Source organism: Enterobacter sp. Y17, assembly GCF_019730495.1.
Lineage (GTDB): Bacteria > Pseudomonadota > Gammaproteobacteria > Enterobacterales > Enterobacteriaceae > Enterobacter > Enterobacter asburiae_B.
Genome location: NZ_JAASKP010000002.1, coordinates 133,546 through 150,691 on the forward strand (window position 1 = coordinate 133,546; position 17,146 = coordinate 150,691).

19 protein-coding genes and 1 other RNA gene are annotated in these 17,146 nt (G+C 55.2%); 10 read left to right on the plus strand and 10 right to left on the minus strand.

Annotated features, from left to right (window positions below):
- Positions 1-133: 133 nt before the first annotated feature.
- From garL to HCH49_RS14950, 9 genes are all read left to right on the plus strand, one after another.
- Complete coding sequence (gene garL, locus HCH49_RS14910) at positions 134-904, plus strand: 2-dehydro-3-deoxyglucarate aldolase (RefSeq protein ID WP_045888055.1); 771 nt, start codon at positions 134-136, stop codon at positions 902-904.
- 21 nt (positions 905-925) lie between these two features.
- A complete protein-coding gene (garR, locus tag HCH49_RS14915; protein WP_023309302.1) occupies positions 926-1,816 on the plus strand; it encodes a 2-hydroxy-3-oxopropionate reductase in 891 nt (296 codons plus the stop codon).
- 59 nt (positions 1,817-1,875) lie between these two features.
- An RNA gene (gene rnpB / locus HCH49_RS14920) (RNase P RNA component class A) lies at positions 1,876-2,252 on the plus strand.
- A 676-nt stretch (positions 2,253-2,928) separates the two neighbouring features.
- Positions 2,929-3,849, plus strand: a complete 921-nt coding sequence (tdcA, locus tag HCH49_RS14925; protein WP_008501504.1) for a transcriptional regulator TdcA — start codon at positions 2,929-2,931, stop codon at positions 3,847-3,849.
- A 100-nt stretch (positions 3,850-3,949) separates the two neighbouring features.
- Entirely contained in the window at positions 3,950-4,939 is a 990-nt protein-coding gene (gene tdcB / locus HCH49_RS14930) for a bifunctional threonine ammonia-lyase/L-serine ammonia-lyase TdcB (RefSeq protein ID WP_033147079.1), read from the plus strand.
- A 9-nt stretch (positions 4,940-4,948) separates the two neighbouring features.
- A complete protein-coding gene (gene tdcC, locus HCH49_RS14935; protein ID WP_033146729.1) occupies positions 4,949-6,280 on the plus strand; it encodes a threonine/serine transporter TdcC in 1,332 nt (443 codons plus the stop codon).
- Positions 6,281-6,310: 30 nt separating this feature from the next.
- Positions 6,311-7,519 carry a propionate kinase gene (gene tdcD, locus HCH49_RS14940; protein ID WP_048974687.1) on the plus strand — a complete coding sequence of 403 codons (1,209 nt, stop codon included), beginning with the start codon at positions 6,311-6,313 and terminating at the stop codon, positions 7,517-7,519.
- A 15-nt stretch (positions 7,520-7,534) separates the two neighbouring features.
- The gene (gene pflB / locus HCH49_RS14945) at positions 7,535-9,829 is read left to right on the plus strand and encodes a formate C-acetyltransferase (RefSeq protein WP_023309297.1); all 2,295 of its coding nucleotides are present in this window, start codon (positions 7,535-7,537) and stop codon (positions 9,827-9,829) included.
- Between the two features lie 151 nt (positions 9,830-9,980).
- A complete protein-coding gene (locus HCH49_RS14950; protein ID WP_033146727.1) occupies positions 9,981-10,391 on the plus strand; it encodes a Spy/CpxP family protein refolding chaperone in 411 nt (136 codons plus the stop codon).
- 81 nt (positions 10,392-10,472) lie between these two features.
- On the opposite strand, the gene HCH49_RS14955 is transcribed toward HCH49_RS14950, so the two are convergent.
- A complete protein-coding gene (locus HCH49_RS14955; protein ID WP_033146726.1) occupies positions 10,473-11,174 on the minus strand; it encodes a pirin family protein in 702 nt (233 codons plus the stop codon).
- A 104-nt stretch (positions 11,175-11,278) separates the two neighbouring features.
- Here HCH49_RS14955 and HCH49_RS14960 point away from each other — a divergent pair, with 104 nt between their 5' ends.
- On the plus strand, positions 11,279-12,181 hold the full coding sequence (locus tag HCH49_RS14960; RefSeq protein WP_029739659.1) for a LysR family transcriptional regulator: 903 nt from the start codon (positions 11,279-11,281) through the stop codon (positions 12,179-12,181).
- A gap of 46 nt (positions 12,182-12,227) precedes the next feature.
- Here the strand turns inward: HCH49_RS14960 and HCH49_RS14965 are convergent, their stop codons facing one another.
- From HCH49_RS14965 to yqjA, 9 genes are all read right to left on the minus strand, one after another.
- Positions 12,228-12,593 carry a DUF805 domain-containing protein gene (locus HCH49_RS14965; protein WP_029739660.1) on the minus strand — a complete coding sequence of 122 codons (366 nt, stop codon included), beginning with the start codon at positions 12,591-12,593 and terminating at the stop codon, positions 12,228-12,230.
- A gap of 106 nt (positions 12,594-12,699) precedes the next feature.
- A complete protein-coding gene (locus tag HCH49_RS14970; protein WP_033146724.1) occupies positions 12,700-13,686 on the minus strand; it encodes a glutathione S-transferase family protein in 987 nt (328 codons plus the stop codon).
- Between the two features lie 71 nt (positions 13,687-13,757).
- A complete protein-coding gene (locus HCH49_RS14975) occupies positions 13,758-14,150 on the minus strand; it encodes a DoxX family protein (RefSeq protein ID WP_221702926.1) in 393 nt (130 codons plus the stop codon).
- A gap of 253 nt (positions 14,151-14,403) precedes the next feature.
- Positions 14,404-14,700: a YqjK-like family protein gene (locus tag HCH49_RS14980; RefSeq protein ID WP_033146723.1), complete on the minus strand. Its 297-nt coding sequence runs from the start codon at positions 14,698-14,700 to the stop codon at positions 14,404-14,406.
- A 2-nt stretch (positions 14,701-14,702) separates the two neighbouring features.
- Positions 14,703-15,095, minus strand: a complete 393-nt coding sequence (locus HCH49_RS14985) for a phage holin family protein (protein WP_023333540.1) — start codon at positions 15,093-15,095, stop codon at positions 14,703-14,705.
- 1 nt (position 15,096) lies between these two features.
- Positions 15,097-15,402 carry a YqjD family protein gene (locus HCH49_RS14990; RefSeq protein WP_008503141.1) on the minus strand — a complete coding sequence of 102 codons (306 nt, stop codon included), beginning with the start codon at positions 15,400-15,402 and terminating at the stop codon, positions 15,097-15,099.
- Between the two features lie 31 nt (positions 15,403-15,433).
- A complete protein-coding gene (locus HCH49_RS14995) occupies positions 15,434-15,802 on the minus strand; it encodes a DUF1090 domain-containing protein (RefSeq protein WP_023309291.1) in 369 nt (122 codons plus the stop codon).
- Between the two features lie 142 nt (positions 15,803-15,944).
- The gene (gene mzrA, locus HCH49_RS15000) at positions 15,945-16,328 is read right to left on the minus strand and encodes an EnvZ/OmpR regulon moderator MzrA (protein ID WP_039260467.1); all 384 of its coding nucleotides are present in this window, start codon (positions 16,326-16,328) and stop codon (positions 15,945-15,947) included.
- A 2-nt stretch (positions 16,329-16,330) separates the two neighbouring features.
- Complete coding sequence (gene yqjA / locus HCH49_RS15005; RefSeq protein ID WP_024906405.1) at positions 16,331-16,993, minus strand: DedA family general envelope maintenance protein YqjA; 663 nt, start codon at positions 16,991-16,993, stop codon at positions 16,331-16,333.
- Positions 16,994-17,146: the final 153 nt, after the last annotated feature.

The window sequence follows — 17,146 nt, forward strand, 5'->3', positions numbered from 1 at the left end:
TGGGTTGCGTTTTATACTGAATGACGATTTTATAACGCCAAAATACGTCAGAATAATAAATATAATGCTGGTGCGGTGTCTGAATAAATAAAATGATACTGAAAAAGGCTGCGGAATAAAAAAGGTAAATACGATGAGTAACGATATCTTCCCGAATAAATTTAAAGCGGCCCTCGCGGCACACCAGATTCAGATTGGCTGCTGGTCCGCGCTGGCAAACCCAATCAGCACCGAAGTGCTGGGCCTGGCAGGTTTTGACTGGCTGGTGCTGGACGGCGAACATGCGCCGAACGATATCAGCACCTTTATTCCGCAGCTGATGGCGCTAAAAGGCAGCCTCAGCGCCCCGGTAGTGCGCGTGCCAACTAACGAGCCGGTAATTATCAAGCGCCTGCTGGATATCGGTTTCTACAACTTCCTGATCCCGTTTGTGGAGACGGAAGAACAAGCGGCCCTGGCCGTAGCCTCAACGCGCTATCCGCCTGAAGGGATCCGCGGCGTTTCCGTTTCGCATCGCGCCAATATGTTTGGCACCGTGCCGGACTACTTCGCGCAGTCCAATAACAACATCACTATTCTGGTTCAGATCGAGAGCCAGCAGGGCGTTGATAACGTTGACGCGATTGCAGCCACAAACGGCGTGGACGGTATCTTCGTCGGTCCAAGCGATCTGGCGGCCGCCTTTGGCCATCTGGGTAACGCCAGCCACCCTGACGTGCAGCGCGCTATCCAGCACATCTTTGCCCGCGCTAAAGCTCACGGCAAACCGTGCGGCATTCTGGCGCCGGTTGAGGCTGACGCCCGTCGCTATCTGGAGTGGGGAGCCACGTTTGTTGCCGTCGGCAGCGACCTCGGGGTATTCCGCTCGGCCACGCAGAAATTAGCCGACGCTTTTAAAAAATAACCATCATTGAGGAAACAGATTATGACGCTGAAAGTGGGTTTTATTGGCCTGGGGATCATGGGTAAACCAATGAGTAAGAACCTCATCAAAGCGGGTTACTCACTGGTGGTATCCGATCACAATCCGCAGGCCGTGGCAGAGGTGATAGCGGCGGGCGCTGAAACGGCCACCACCGCGAAGGCCATTGCCGAGCAGTGCGATGTCATCATCACCATGCTGCCCAACTCCCCGCATGTTAAAGAGGTTGCGCTGGGTGAGAACGGCATTATCGACGGTGCGAAGCCGGGCCTGGTGCTGATTGATATGAGTTCTATTGCGCCGCTTGCAAGCCGTGAAATCAGCGAGGCGTTAAAAGCGAAGGGCGTCGATATGCTGGATGCGCCGGTCAGCGGCGGTGAGCCGAAAGCGATCGACGGCACGCTGTCGGTGATGGTCGGCGGTGATAAAGCCATTTTCGATAGATACTACGACCTGATGAAAGCCATGGCGGGCTCGGTGGTGCATACCGGAGACATCGGGGCGGGTAACGTGACCAAGCTGGCCAACCAGGTGATCGTGGCGCTGAACATTGCCGCCATGTCCGAAGCGCTGACGCTGGCAACCAAAGCGGGCGTCAACCCGGATCTGGTCTATCAGGCCATTCGCGGTGGTCTGGCGGGCAGTACCGTGCTGGATGCCAAAGCGCCGATGGTGATGGATCGTAATTTCAAACCCGGTTTCCGCATCGACCTGCACATTAAAGATCTGGCGAACGCGCTGGATACGTCACACGGCGTAGGCGCGCAGCTGCCGCTGACCGCGGCGGTCATGGAGATGATGCAGGCGCTGCGTGCGGATGGCCTGGGCACGGCCGATCACAGCGCGATTGCGTGCTACTACGAAAAACTGGCAAAGGTGGAAGTGGCGCGTTAATCACGCCTTGCCCACACCTGAGGGTGACAGCGGCGCGCAAAACCTCTATACTGCGCGCCGAAGCTGACCAGACAGTCGCCGCTTCGTCGTCGTCCCTTTCGGGGGAGACGGGCGGAGGGGAGGAAAGTCCGGGCTCCATAGGGCAGGGTGCCAGGTAACGCCTGGGGGGGAAACCCACGACCAGTGCAACAGAGAGCAAACCGCCGATGGCCCGCGCAAGCGGGATCAGGTAAGGGTGAAAGGGTGCGGTAAGAGCGCACCGCGCGGCTGGTAACAGTCCGTGGCACGGTAAACTCCACCCGGAGCAAGGCCAAATAGGGGTTCACAAGGTACGGCCCGTACTGAACCCGGGTAGGCTGCTTGAGCCAGTGAGCGATTGCTGGCCTAGATGAATGACTGTCCACGACAGAACCCGGCTTATCGGTCAGCTTCAACTTCTTAAAAAAACCCGCCTCGGCGGGTTTTTTGCTTTCCGGGTGTTGCTGACCGGGTAAGCGCAGCGCCGGACAAACGACATCAATTCTCATATTTGCGACATTAAGCACATTTCACTGCTTTTATACCTTTCGTATCGTTCCTGTACCTGTAGACGATCGCCATCACAAAATTTCGCGCTAAAAAACACACGATTTTTAGTATTGATAATTTGTTATGTTTGTTACCTATATGATCGAGAATCTTTTCTCGTTTGATATGCATATATTGAAATCAAATACATTTCTCCCGTGAATATGTGACGCATTCCACTCTTTTCCGCAAACCTGAAAATTCGCATCGGAAAAATTTAATAAACTGAAAGAATGTTTCAAACAAATAGCGGTTATTTATTGGTCTTTAATTGCCTGAAAGATCGTCTTTATTGATTTTTTTAACGCAGGAAAATTTATCAAGGTTATCGCCATAAAATAAATTTATTACTACTGATTTTATTGATCGATATCAGCGTAATGGTGTGGCCTTACTTATTCATCTTATTGATAATAAATATGTTTTTTGGTTGTCATTGTTCCTGTAAAACGTGCGGAAAAGCAAATTGTGAGTGACAGCACATACCCCCTTAAACACTATTAGGTAGAATTCGCTCCGTCATAGGGAAATAAGCGCAGAATATTATGAACACTATTATTCTACCGAAAACACAGCACCTCGTGGTATTTCAGGAAGTCATTAAAAGTGGCTCCATAGGTTCTGCAGCAAGACAGCTTGGCCTGACGCAACCCGCCGTCAGCAAAATCATCAGCGATATTGAGTCCTACTTCGGCGTGGAAGTGATGGTGCGTAAAAACACCGGCGTAAAACTCACCGCCGCGGGTCAGGTTCTGCTCTCGTACTCTGAGTCGATCACCCGCGAAATGAAAAACATGGTGAGTGAGATTAACAGCCTGAGCTTCAGTACCGTCATGGACGTCTCCTTTGGCTACCCGTCGCTGATCGGCTTTACCTTCCTGTCCGAGATGATCAAAAAATTCAAGGAAGTGTTCCCGAAAGCACGCGTCTCGATGTATGAAGCCCAGCTCTCCTCTTTCCTTCCGGCTATTCGCGACGGTCGTCTGGATTTCGCTATCGGCACGCTGAGTGATGAAATGCTGCTGCAGGATCTGCACGTCGAACCGCTGTTTGAGTCCGAGTTTGTGCTGGTCGCCAGCAAAACGCGAACGTGCACCGGCCCGACGACACTGGCATCGCTCACGCACGAGCAGTGGGTGATGCCGCAAACCGATATGGGCTACTACAAAGAACTTCTGACCACCCTGCAAGACAACCACATCAGCATCGAAAACATCGTCCAGACCGATTCTGTCGTCACCATTTATAACCTTGTCCTGAATGCCGATTATCTGACGGTGATTCCCCGCGACATGATTGCACCGTTCGGTTCTGATCAGTTTATTGTGTTGCCCGTAGAAGATGAATTACCCGTGGCGCGTTATGCCGCCGTGTGGTCAAAAAATTACAGGATTAAAAAATCGGCGTCAGTATTAGTTGAGCTGGCAAAACAGTATTCGTCGATGAATATCGAAAGACGACGATGAATAATGAGTAATCAATTTAAAAACACCCAGAGCTTATCTCTGTAACGCTCTGATACCCTGACTTTGCCCGAAAAGAATGAATTATTATAACGAGGATATTATGCATATTACCTACGATCTCCCGGTAACGATTGAAGATATTCAGGACGCCAGAAAACGACTGGCAGGAAAAATATATAAAACAGGTATGCCGCGCTCGAATTATCTTAGCGAACGCTGCAAGGGCGAAATATTCCTGAAGTTTGAGAACATGCAGCGTACCGGCTCGTTTAAGATCCGCGGCGCGTTTAACAAATTAAGCTCGCTGACCGACGCTGAAAAACGCAAAGGCGTTGTCGCCTGCTCCGCGGGAAACCACGCGCAGGGTGTGTCCCTCTCCTGCGCGATGCTTGGCATCGACGGCAAAGTGGTGATGCCGATGGGCGCGCCGAAGTCTAAAGTGGCCGCGACGCGCGACTACTCCGCTGAAGTGGTGCTGCACGGCGAGAACTTCAACGACACCATTGCCAAAGTCAGCGAAATCGTCGAGATGGAAGGGCGCATTTTTATTCCGCCGTACGATGACGCCAAAGTGATCGCCGGGCAGGGCACCATCGGTCTGGAAATTCTCGAAGATTTATACGATGTGGATAACGTTATTGTGCCTATCGGCGGCGGCGGTTTAATTGCCGGGATTGCGACGGCAATTAAATCCATTAACCCCACCATTAATATCATCGGCGTGCAGTCAGAAAATGTTCACGGCATGGCGGCATCGTATCAGGCCGGGGAAATAATCAGCCATCGCGTTAGTGGCACGCTGGCCGACGGCTGTGACGTTTCTCGCCCCGGTAATTTACCGTTCGAAATTGTTCGCGAGCTGGTTGATGACATTGTGCTGGTCAGCGAAGACAACATTCGTGACAGCATGATCGCGCTTATTCAGCGAAATAAAGTGGTGACGGAAGGCGCCGGCGCGCTGGCCTGCGCCGCGTTATTAAGCGGCAAGCTTGACCACTATATTCAGGGTCGTAAAACCGTCTGCATTATTTCCGGCGGCAATATCGATCTCTCCCGTGTTTCCCAAATTACCGGCTTCGTTGACGCATAAAGGTGACCTATGAGCAACACTGAAAGCATTATCGTTGGCCAGACAAAAACGTCCTCCTGGCGTAAGTCTGATACCACATGGACGCTCGGCCTGTTTGGTACCGCCATTGGCGCAGGCGTGCTGTTCTTCCCCATTCGCGCAGGCTTTGGTGGATTGATCCCTATCCTGCTGATGCTGGTTCTTGCGTTCCCGATTGCGTTTTACTGCCACCGCGCGCTGGCGCGTTTGTGCCTCTCCGGCAGCAACGTCTCCGGCAACATCACCGAAACGGTGGAAGAGCACTTTGGCAAAACCGGTGGGGTGGTGATCACCTTCCTCTACTTCTTCGCCATTTGCCCGCTGCTTTGGATTTACGGCGTCACCATTACCAACACCTTTATGACCTTCTGGGAAAACCAGCTCCAGCTGCCTGCGCTGAACCGCGGCGTGGTGGCGCTGTTCCTGCTGCTGCTGATGGCCTTTGTTATCTGGTTTGGTAAAGACCTGATGGTGAAGGTCATGAGCTTCCTGGTGTTCCCGTTTATCGCCAGCCTGGTGCTGATTTCCCTGTCGCTGATCCCTTACTGGAACTCGGCGGTGATCGACCAGGTCAACCTGAGCGATATCGCCTTTACCGGTCATGACGGCATTCTGGTCACGGTGTGGCTGGGTATCTCCATCATGGTCTTCTCCTTCAACTTCTCGCCTATCGTCTCCTCGTTTGTGGTCTCCAAGCGCGAAGAGTACGAGCCGGAGTTCGGGAAAGCGTTCACCGAGCAGAAATGTTCCAAAATCATCGGTCGCGCCAGCATGCTGATGGTGGCCGTGGTGATGTTCTTCGCCTTTAGCTGCCTGTTTACGCTCTCTCCGCAGAACATGGCGGACGCCAAGGCGCAGAACATTCCGGTGCTCTCCTACCTGGCGAACCACTTTGCGTCAATGTCAGGAACCAAATCGACGTTCGCAACGGTACTGGAATACGGTGCCTCCATCATCGCGCTGGTGGCTATCTTCAAATCCTTCTTCGGTCACTACCTGGGCACGCTGGAAGGGCTGAACGGCCTGATCCTTAAGTTCGGCTACAAGGGCGATAAGAAGAAAGTTTCTGTTGGCAAACTGAACACCATCAGCATGGTGTTCATCATGGGCTCCACCTGGGTTGTGGCCTACGCCAACCCGAACATTCTGGACCTTATTGAAGCCATGGGGGCGCCAATCATTGCCTCTCTGCTGTGCCTGCTGCCGATGTATGCCATCCGCAAAGCACCGGCGCTGGCGAAGTACAAAGGGCGTACCGAGAACATCTTCGTTACCGCGGTCGGCCTGCTGACCATTCTGAATATCGTTTACAAACTGTTCTAACCCATTGCTCAGGAAGAGCGGAGTCACATGATGATTGAGTTTCCGGTTGTACTGGTTATTAACTGCGGATCGTCCTCTGTTAAGTTTTCGGTGCTCGACGCCAGCAGCTGCGATGCCCTGATGACGGGCATTGCAGACGGGATCAACACCGAGAAGGCCTTTATTTCCGTGAACGGGGGTGAGCCAGCCAGACTGGCTCACCAGGACTACGAAGGGGCGCTGGCTGCCATCGCCCTGGAGCTGGAGAAGCGTAACCTGATGAGCAGCGTGGCCTTAATTGGCCACCGCATTGCGCACGGGGGAAACCTCTTCAGCGAGTCGACCCTGATCACGGAAGAGGCGATCGCGCAGATTCGCCAGGTCTCCCCGCTGGCACCGCTGCATAACTACGCCAACCTGAGCGGCGTGGAAGCGGCAGAGCGCCTGTTCCCGGGCGTGCAGCAGGTCGCGGTATTTGATACCAGCTTCCACCAGACGCTGCCGCCGCAGGCGTATCTGTACGGATTGCCGTACCGCTATTTTGAAGAGCTGGGCGTGCGCCGCTACGGCTTCCACGGCACCTCTCACCGCTACGTGGCCGCACAGGCGCATACGCTTCTCGGGCTGTCCCCCGACGACAGCGGCCTGGTGATTGCCCATCTCGGCAACGGGGCGTCCATCTGCGCGGTGCGCAACGGCGAAAGCGTCGACACCTCGATGGGGATGACGCCGCTGGAAGGGCTGGTGATGGGTACGCGTTGCGGCGACGTGGACTTCGGCGCGATGGCGTGGATTGCCCAGCAGACCGGCCAGTCGTTCGAGGATCTGGAGCGCGTGGTCAATAAAGAGTCCGGGCTGCTGGGGATCTCCGGCATCTCCTCCGATTTACGTGCGCTGGAGAAAGCCTGGCACGAAGGCAACGAGCGGGCGCAGCTGGCTATCCATACCTTCGTGCACCGCATTGCGCGACATATTGCCGGCCACGCGGCGTCGCTGCACCGCCTGGATGGGGTGGTCTTTACCGGCGGCATTGGCGAAAACTCGAAGCTTGTCCGCACGCTGGTGGCGGAACATCTGAAAGTCTTCGGCATCATCCTCGACGACGCCAAAAATGCCCTGCCGGGGAGCGCGGGTGAGCGCGTGATCTCCACCGAATCGTCCCGCGTGGCCTGCGCGGTTATCCCTACCAACGAAGAAAAAATGATCGCGCTGGACGCCCTCCGTCTTGGAAAGGTTACCCCGGCCGCGGCTTACGCCTGATAAAGCGAGAATCACATGAAAGTAACAATCGATACGGGCGTCGCGCCCTACAGCGACGCATGGGCCGGGTTTCGCGGTGAAGAATGGAAAAACGCCGTCAACGTCCGCGATTTTATTCAGCATAACTACACCCCTTATGAAGGCGATGAAGCTTTCCTCGCGCAGGCGACGCCAGCAACGACGGCGCTGTGGCAGAAGGTAATGGTCGGCATTCGCCAGGAGAACGCCACCCACGCCCCGGTGGATTTTGATACCAACATCGCCACCACCATTACGGCCCACGGGCCGGGCTATATCGACCAGGATCTGGAGACGATCGTCGGCCTGCAAACCGATAAACCGCTCAAGCGCGCGCTGCATCCTTATGGCGGGATCAACATGATCCGCAGCTCGTTCGAAGCCTATGGCCGGGAGATGGATCCGCAGTTCGAATACCTGTTTACCGACCTGCGCAAAACCCACAACCAGGGCGTGTTTGACGTCTATTCGCCGGAGATGATGCGCTGCCGTAAATCCGGCGTGCTGACCGGCTTGCCGGACGGCTACGGGCGCGGACGCATTATCGGCGACTATCGCCGCGTGGCGCTGTACGGGATCGCTTATCTGGTGCGCGAGCGCGAACTACAGTTTGCCGATCTGCAGGGCAGGCTGGAACGCGGTGAAGATCTGGAGGCGACGATCCGCCTGCGTGAAGAGCTGGCGGAGCACAGGCGCGCGCTGCTGCAGATCCAGCAGATGGCGGCGAACTATGGCTTTGATATTTCACGTCCGGCGATGAACGCCCAGGAAGCGGTGCAGTGGGTCTATTTTGCCTATCTTGCAGCGGTGAAATCCCAGAACGGCGGGGCGATGTCGCTGGGGCGCACGGCCTCGTTCCTCGATATCTACATTGAACGCGACATGCAGGCAGGAAGGCTGAATGAAGTCCAGGCGCAGGAGCTGATTGACCACTTCATCATGAAGATCCGCATGGTGCGCTTCCTGCGCACGCCGGAGTTCGACACGCTCTTCTCCGGCGATCCAATCTGGGCGACGGAAGTGATCGGCGGCATGGGGCTGGACGGGCGCACGCTGGTGACCAAAAACAGCTTCCGCTATCTGCATACCCTGCACACCATGGGGCCTGCGCCGGAGCCGAACCTGACGATCCTCTGGTCTGAACAACTGCCGATCGCGTTCAAGAAATACGCCGCGCAGGTGTCGATCGTCACCTCTTCGCTGCAGTATGAGAACGACGATCTGATGCGTGCGGACTTCAACAGCGACGACTACGCCATTGCCTGCTGCGTCAGCCCGATGGTGATCGGCAAGCAGATGCAGTTCTTTGGCGCGCGCGCCAACCTCGCCAAAACGCTGCTGTACGCGATCAACGGCGGGGTGGACGAGAAGCTGAAGATCCAGGTCGGCCCGAAAACCGAGCCGCTGCTGGACGACGTGCTGGATTACGATACCGTGATGGCGAGCCTCGATCACTTTATGGACTGGCTGGCGGTGCAGTACATCAGCGCCCTGAACCTCATTCACTACATGCATGATAAGTACAGCTACGAAGCCTCGCTGATGGCGCTCCACGACCGGGACGTCTATCGCACCATGGCCTGCGGCATTGCCGGGCTGTCGGTGGCGGCGGACTCCCTGTCGGCCATTAAATACGCCACGGTGAAGCCGGTGCGCGACCACACCGGTCTGGCGGTCGATTTCGTGATTGAAGGGGACTACCCGCAGTACGGCAATAACGACGACCGCGTGGACAGCATCGCCTGCGATCTGGTGGAGCGCTTTATGAAGAAAATTCAGGCGCTGCCAACCTACCGCAACGCGGTGCCAACCCAGTCGATCCTGACCATCACCTCCAACGTGGTTTACGGCCAGAAGACCGGAAACACGCCGGACGGACGCCGCGGCGGCACGCCGTTTGCGCCTGGCGCGAACCCGATGCACGGCCGCGACAGAAAAGGGGCCGTGGCCTCGCTAACGTCGGTGGCCAAGCTGCCGTTCACCTACGCGAAAGACGGGATCTCCTACACCTTCTCCATCGTGCCGCAGGCGCTGGGCAAGGACGAGCTGGTGCGCAAAACCAACCTGGTGGGGCTGCTGGACGGGTACTTCCATCACGAAGCGTCCATTGAGGGCGGGCAGCATCTGAACGTCAACGTCATGAACCGGGAAATGCTCCTCGATGCCATCGCGCATCCCGAGAATTACCCGAACCTGACGATCCGCGTTTCAGGCTATGCGGTGCGTTTTAACGCCCTGACGCGCGAGCAGCAGCAGGATGTGATTTCGAGGACGTTTACGCAATCTATCTGACGACATTCAGGTCTCATGCCCCCTCACCCTGGGGGCATTTTTTTGCCCGCTAAACATACAAAATTGTTTATATAATTACTCACACATATTCATCCGCTCTTGAAAAACAATACGCCTGCTTTTCCCTATCACAGCATGTAAGGACAGTAAGATGATGAAAATGACCCGTATTGCGCTGGTCGCCGCCTCGCTGGCAGCGTGCAGTTTTACGGCGCAGGCCGCGAACGTTGAGGCTGCCCCGTCTCCCTCGCAGGATCCGCTGGTACAGCACCTGAAGCTCAGCAATGAGCAGGTTAAAAAGATTGAAGATCTGCATAAGCAGCTGGAACAAAATGTCAGCAAGATCCCGATGACGGGGGTGAAGGACGGCGCGCTGATCGACATGTTCCAGGCGGGTAAATGGGACGAAAGCACGGTGAAAAGCCAGCTTGCTGCCTTTAGCAAAATTGAAGAGCAGACCCGCTATTACCGCGTGAAATATTACTTCGACGTCAGCCAGGTGTTGACGCCGGAACAGCGTAAGCAGATTAGAACCGATATGGCTAACGCGCTGGCAGAGTGATTTCTTACGGCGCCGGATGATTCTGCCGTGGCTCGATCGGTTCCCTCTCCCATTGGGAGAGGGTTAGGGTGAGAGCATTCTCTAAACCGGCAAATCAATCAGCAGCGCGCGCAGCGGCGTATCCGCCACCAGGGTGATATTCGCTTCATCACGAATAAACGCCCCGTCGCCGCAGGTGAGCGCTTCTTTCTCTTCCGTGTGCGTCACCGCATGTACCGTACCGTGAATAGACTGCAAATAGGCGCGCGGACCATGAAGCTGGAAGCTCGCCTGATCACCTTTCTTCAGTTCGATATGGTGCAGCCACACCTGCTGGCGCAGCTGCAGGCTACCTTTACTGCCGTCCGGCGATGCAATCAGCTGCTGCTTATCGCCCGTTAAATCTAACTTCTGTACCAGCGGATTTTCCCGCTCGGGGCAGGCGTCCAGCCACAGCTGCATACGGGTCAGCGTTTTGTCTTTGCTGAGGTTATGTTCGCTGTAGCTGATGCCCGGCTGCGTGGAAATTAACAACGCTTCGCCAGCCTTTGCCTGGACATGATTGCCCTCGCTATCGCGGTATTCTGCCTCGCCTTCCAGGATCAGGTTCAGGATATCGACTTTCGGGTACGTACGCGGCTGGAAGGAGGCGCCCGGGGCGAGCACTTCCTGATTCAACACGCGCAGTGAAGCGTAACCTAGGAGTTTAGGGTCAAAGTAGTGTCCAAAGGAAAAGGTGTAGCGGGCCTGCAGCCAACCGAAATCGGCTTGTCCGCACTGTTTAGCTGTTCTTGTCGTAATCATAAACTTGACCTCTCTTTACACTAAAACAATGGTAAAGGTATGGACGCTGCATTGTTAGCCAGATATTCTGCCCGGTATGTTCAAATTTCCTGAATGAGAACGAGATGGCTAAAGAGAGAGCATTGACGCTTGAGGCGCTTCGCGTCATGGACGCGATTGACCGGCGCGGCAGTTTTGCGGCGGCGGCAGATGAGCTGGGGCGCGTTCCGTCTGCGCTAAGCTACACCATGCAGAAGCTGGAAGAAGAGCTGGACGTGGTGCTGTTTGACCGCTCCGGTCATCGAACAAAATTCACCAACGTGGGGCGAATGCTGCTGGAGCGCGGCCGCGTGCTGCTGGAAGCGGCGGACAAGCTCACAACGGACGCCGAAGCGCTGGCGCGCGGCTGGGAAACCCATCTGACGTTAGTTACCGAAGCGCTGGTGCCGACAGAAGCGCTGTTCCCGCTGGTGGACCGCCTGGCGGCGAAGGCCAATACGCAGCTGTCAATCATCACCGAGGTGCTGGCAGGCGCGTGGGAACGTCTGGAAACGGGCAGGGCGGATATTGTGATTGCGCCGGACATGCACTTCCGTTCCTCATCGGAAATCAACTCGCGCAAGCTCTACAGCGTGATGAACGTCTATGTTGCCGCACCTAATCACCCGATTCACCAGGAGCCGGAGCCGCTCTCTGAAGTGACGCGCGTGAAGTATCGCGGCGTGGCGGTAGCGGATACCGCGCGCGAGCGTCCGGTGCTGACGGTGCAGCTGCTGGATAAACAGCCTCGTCTGACGGTGACCTCGCTGGAAGACAAACGGCAGGCGCTATTGGCCGGTCTGGGCGTGGCGACCATGCCGTACCCGTTTGTCGAAAAAGACATTGCAGAAGGGCGGCTGCGCGTAGTCAGCCCGGAATATAGCCACGAGGTTGATATCATTATGGCGTGGCGCCGTGACAGCATGGGCGAAGCCAAATCATGGTGTTTACGCGAAATTCCGAAGCTTTTCACGCAATACAATAAATAAAATCGTAATTTGTAGGCCCGGTAAGCGAAGCGCCACCGGGCTTTTTTTATGCGCCGATCTTAGGATCCGGACCAAAGCGGTTTTCGCCCGGCGTCCCGCTCTGGCAGTTGAAGATCAAAATCACGATCCAGCCAATAATCGGGATCAACAGCAGCAATAACCACCACGCTGAACGATCGGTGTCGTGTAGTCGACGGAACAGCACCGCCCACGATGGCAGCAGGACTAACAGGCCATAAATGGTGGTCAGCACGCCTTCACCGCCAGCCCGCTCCCAGCCAAGAATTTTATCCACAATACCCAGCACCATAATGAGAATGAAGTTCACCAGAACGAACATCCAGTACTCTTTGCGGCGGGCACGACCACCAAATCCAATGTAGTTACGCAGTACTTTTAAATACCAGTCCATTTTCCTTGCCTCATTAGTCAGTCAATCACTTGTTTTCTAAGCGATCGAGGTAAGGATAGATGGAGATTGTGAATTAAAAAAGGGCATCTGGTGATGCCCTTCGTATTTATCCAAATCGGACGTCGCGCCCGTGAGGTTCATCCAGATCCTGCCACGGCCCAATGGAGATAATGCCCGTCGGGTTGATGGTTTTGTGGCTGCGGAAATAGTGGGTGCGGATATGGTCGAAGTCGACCGTGTCGGCAATACCCGGCATCTGGTAAATGTCACGCAGGAAACCATGCAGGTTCAGGTAATCGCTGATGCGGTGCTTGTCGCACTTAAAGTGGGTGACATAGACCGGATCGAAGCGAACCAGCGTGGTCCACAGGCGGATGTCCGCTTCCGTCAGGCGATCGCCCGTCAGGTAGCGATGCTGGCCCAGGATCTGCTCCAGACGCTCCAGCGATTCAAACACCTTTCCAACCGCTTCGTCATACGCTTCCTGGCTGGTGGCGAAACCGGCCTTGTAGACACCGTTGTTGACGTTGTCGTAAATCCAGCTGTTCAGCTCGTCAATTTTCTCTCGCAGCTCAGCCGGATAATAATCTCCGGCGCGGGCACCGTGCGCGTCAAACGCGGTATTGAACATGCGGATAATTTCCGCAGACTCATTGCTGACAATCGTCTGGTTTTTCTTGTCCCACAGCACCGGCACGGTAACGCGCCCGGTGTAGTGAGGATCGGCGCGAAGATAGAGCTGGTAAAGGAAATCGTGGTGGTAGAGATCGTCGCCGGTCGCCGCGGGGAAATCACTGTCAAACGTCCAGCCGTTTTCCAGCATCAGCGGGTTCACGACCGAAACCGGAATTAAGGATTCGAGACCTTTAAGCTTGCGCACAATCAGCGTGCGGTGTGCCCACGGGCAGGCAAGCGAAACATAAAGATGATAACGGTCTTTCTCAGCCGCGAAGCCGCCTTCGCCGCTCGGGCCTGGCGCGCCGTCGGCAGTCAGCCAGTTACGGAAGGCCGAAACTGAGCGCTTGAAGCGACCTCCGGTGGATTTGGTGTCATACCAGACATCCTGCCATACGCCGTCTACGAGTTGTCCCATTTTTTCTCCTCCGTCAGATAGCAAAAGCGAGGAGATGTCTCCTCGCTTTGTGTTCATTCAGTATAGCGTGCTTACCACTTCTTATTCAGAACGCGGTCGATGCTGTATGCGCCCGGACCAGTGACGGCCAGCAGCAGGAAGCCACCCGCGATGGTCAGGTTTTTCATGAACATCAGAGAGTTCACGCCTTCCGCAAAGTTGCTGTGGAAGATGAACGCCGTCAGCACGGTGAAGCCTGCGGTAAACAGCGCGGTAGTACGGGTCAGGAAGCCGAACAGTACCGCCAGGCCGCCGCCGAACTCAAGAATAATGGTCAGCGGCAGCAGGAACCCCGGAACGCCCATGGCTTCCATATACTGCTGGGTACCCGCATAACCGGTGATTTTTCCCCAACCTGCCACGATGAACAGAATTGGCATCAGAATACGCGCGACCAGTACACCAACATCTTCTAATTTTTTCATTTTACTCTCCAGGAAACCACATGAGCGGCTGAACATTATTTGTCTGCAATTCCGGGTAGATACCGCGGCGTTGCTGTCGATGGAGAGGATAATAAACAGGGCGGGTGGTAATTGTTAGCAAGGAAAACTGTCAATCTTCTTCAAAGATATTGAGTAAGGGGGCGTGCGCGCTGGTGCCCTGATCCCAACCCTCTCCCGCAGAGAGAGGCCGCAAAAACAAAAAACGGTAACCAGGGTTACCGTTTTGCTTTTATCACCGCAGCTGCTGCTGCCGTAACGTTGCTTTCACCAGACGCCAGGCGCTCCAGGCGCCGAATCCACGACGAGCCCAGCGGATCAGCATGTTCGGATGACGAACCGTCCAGATCGCCATCACGCTGCTGCCGACCAGCGCCCACGAACGCAGGCTCAGAACGGTATTCCAGCCCCGGTCAAACCGTCGCGTCGCGTCAATCCAGTCGCGACGACTGGCCGACAGATCCAGCCGTTGCTGCTGGATCTGGCTTAACAGGTACGCTTTTCGCTTTTGACGTTCGGCTTTATCGCTCACGGCTAGTCATCCTCCAGCAGAGCGCGATCGTTCGCCAGCTCCTGACGCGTATGGCGCAGGAAAGTGGACTTGCGCGCTTTACGCAGCGTCCAGATACCGCCTATCAACGCGGCGACCAGCAGAACGACGGTGGTGGCAATCATCGCGTTAAGACGATACTGCGGATCGATGGCCCAGATGATTAACACCATCAGGCTCATCAGACCAAACGCGGCAAAGAGCATGGTCAGCCCGAGCATTAGCAGCATCTGGAAGAGGTTCGCTTTCTCCTCTTCCAGCTCCACCACTGCCAGCCGGACGCGCGTTTCGGCAATCCCGACCAGCGTCGTTAAAATACGCTGGCCGATGCCGAGGACGTTGTTAGCAGGCCCTTGTGCGTGACGAGGATCTTCCATATCAACGACGCGTCAGAAGGACACCCAGTACCACACCCACTGCGGCACCAATCCCTACACCCGTCCATGGATTATCACGCACATATTCATCCGCGCGGGCAGCCGCTTCGCGGGTCTGTTTCGCCAGCGCATCACCGGTTTCACCCAGGCGATAGCGGCTCTCTTTCAGCGCCTGCTCCGCCTTGCTGCGCAGCTTGCTGACCTCTTCTTTTGACTTGTCAGCAGAGGAGTTCAGCACCTCTTCAAGGGTATCGGCCAGGGATTTCAGTTCAGCGCGCAGATGTTCAGACGTCGTATCTTTTGACATGATTCTCTCTCCTGTTGAGATTTCCGTTAACTCAATAATCGCGAGCTTCCAGCGCTTTCAGGTCGTCCTGCGCTTCTTTCAACTTCTTCTCGCGCTTAGCAATTTTTTCCGCATCTCCTTTCTCTTTCGCTTCCTGCAGGTCGCGACGGCGCTCGGCTATCTCGTCCTTCTGTTCAGCGATTTTCTTCTTGTGATCGGCACGAAGCTTGCTGTCTGAACAGTTCGCTTTCACTTCGCTCAGCGCTTTTTTAAGACCATCAACACGGTGCTGATTGTTATGCTTTTCGGCATAACCGATCTCACGCTGAATATCCTGTTCTTTCTCCTGACAGAGAGAGTTTGCGAAGGATGCTGTGCTTAAAGAAAAAAGGGCCAGAGCCAGAGTCATGCGGAATTTCATTATCGAAACCTTCCATTGTGTTGCGGCGTTAGCCGCTATCCAAAGTTATGCGGAGTACATCGAGGGGTGCTCCGCGTACTTAAGCATAGTAAGTAAACGGGGGATTCACCAAAGTGAGTGAAAAGATTCGGAATCCTGGAAGTTATCCAAACCGATGCGACGTATCGCGAATCAATGACAGCCAGGCTGCAGGCTGGCTGTCATCTTCCTGCTGGGCAATGATATACCCGTGCGGCAGGGTACGGTCGAGAACCACTTTCGCGGCGGCACTTTGCGCACGGGAATCAAACTTGATCAGTAAAACATCGTCCTGCGGGGTAATGCTCTTAAAGCGGATCCCGTTCGCGTCCAGATGATGCCAGACAGAAAAACCGTCAGGCACGCTGGCGCCCTGGTTTACCGGGCGGATGGCCAGCGTCGATTCCTGATGCGAAAGCGCGCTCCATGCCAGCAGCATGGCGCTGAGGACGATCAGCGTAATCACGGCAACGGCAAAACGGCGCAGGGCGAGCGGTGAGATAGCCATCGTTAGCCTCTGGCTCCGTATTTCTTCTTCCACAGGACAACCAGTGAGCCAATCAGGCCGAAGACCAGCAGAACCACTGGCAGCAGCATCAGGCAGGACATCAGCTGATCTTCATATTTCATAAAGACCGGCGTTTTACCCAGCGCATAGCCGAGCGTCGTCAGAATTAGCACCCATAGCAGGCCGCTCATCCAGTTAAAGAACTGGAAGCGCGTGCTGCTCAACCCCGACAGACCGGCAATGGTCGGCAGCAGGGTGCGAACAAAGGCGATAAAGCGGCCAATCAACAGCGCGGAAAGCCCGTGCTTGTGGAAAAGGTGGTGCGCCCGCTGGTGATAATGCGCAGGAAGATGAGAAAGCCAGTTCTGGACGATCCGGGTATTGCCCAGCCATCGTCCCTGGATATAGCTCACCCAGCAGCCGAGGCTTGCCGCAACGGTCAGTAATAAAATGGTGTGTGGAAACGCCATCGCCCCTTTGGCACACAGCACGCCGACAAGCACCAGCAAACTGTCACCGGGCAGGAAAGCAGCAGGCAGCAAACCGTTCTCAAGGAACAGGATCATAAACAAGACGAAATAGAGCATGCCAATCATGGAAGGGTTGGCCAGCGTTTCAAAATCCTGCGCCCAGAGGGCATGCAGTAGTTGGGTCAAAAGTTCCATTCAGTGTTCCTGGAAATCGGTTAACGTCACGCCTGTTATCCGGGACAAACAGCACGGCGACATTGTTGTGATTTCATTATGGTCGCTCGCGGACACATTGCGGTGTGGCCAACACTGTTCCCTGTTAATTGGCTGGTTAGCAAGCACTAACTT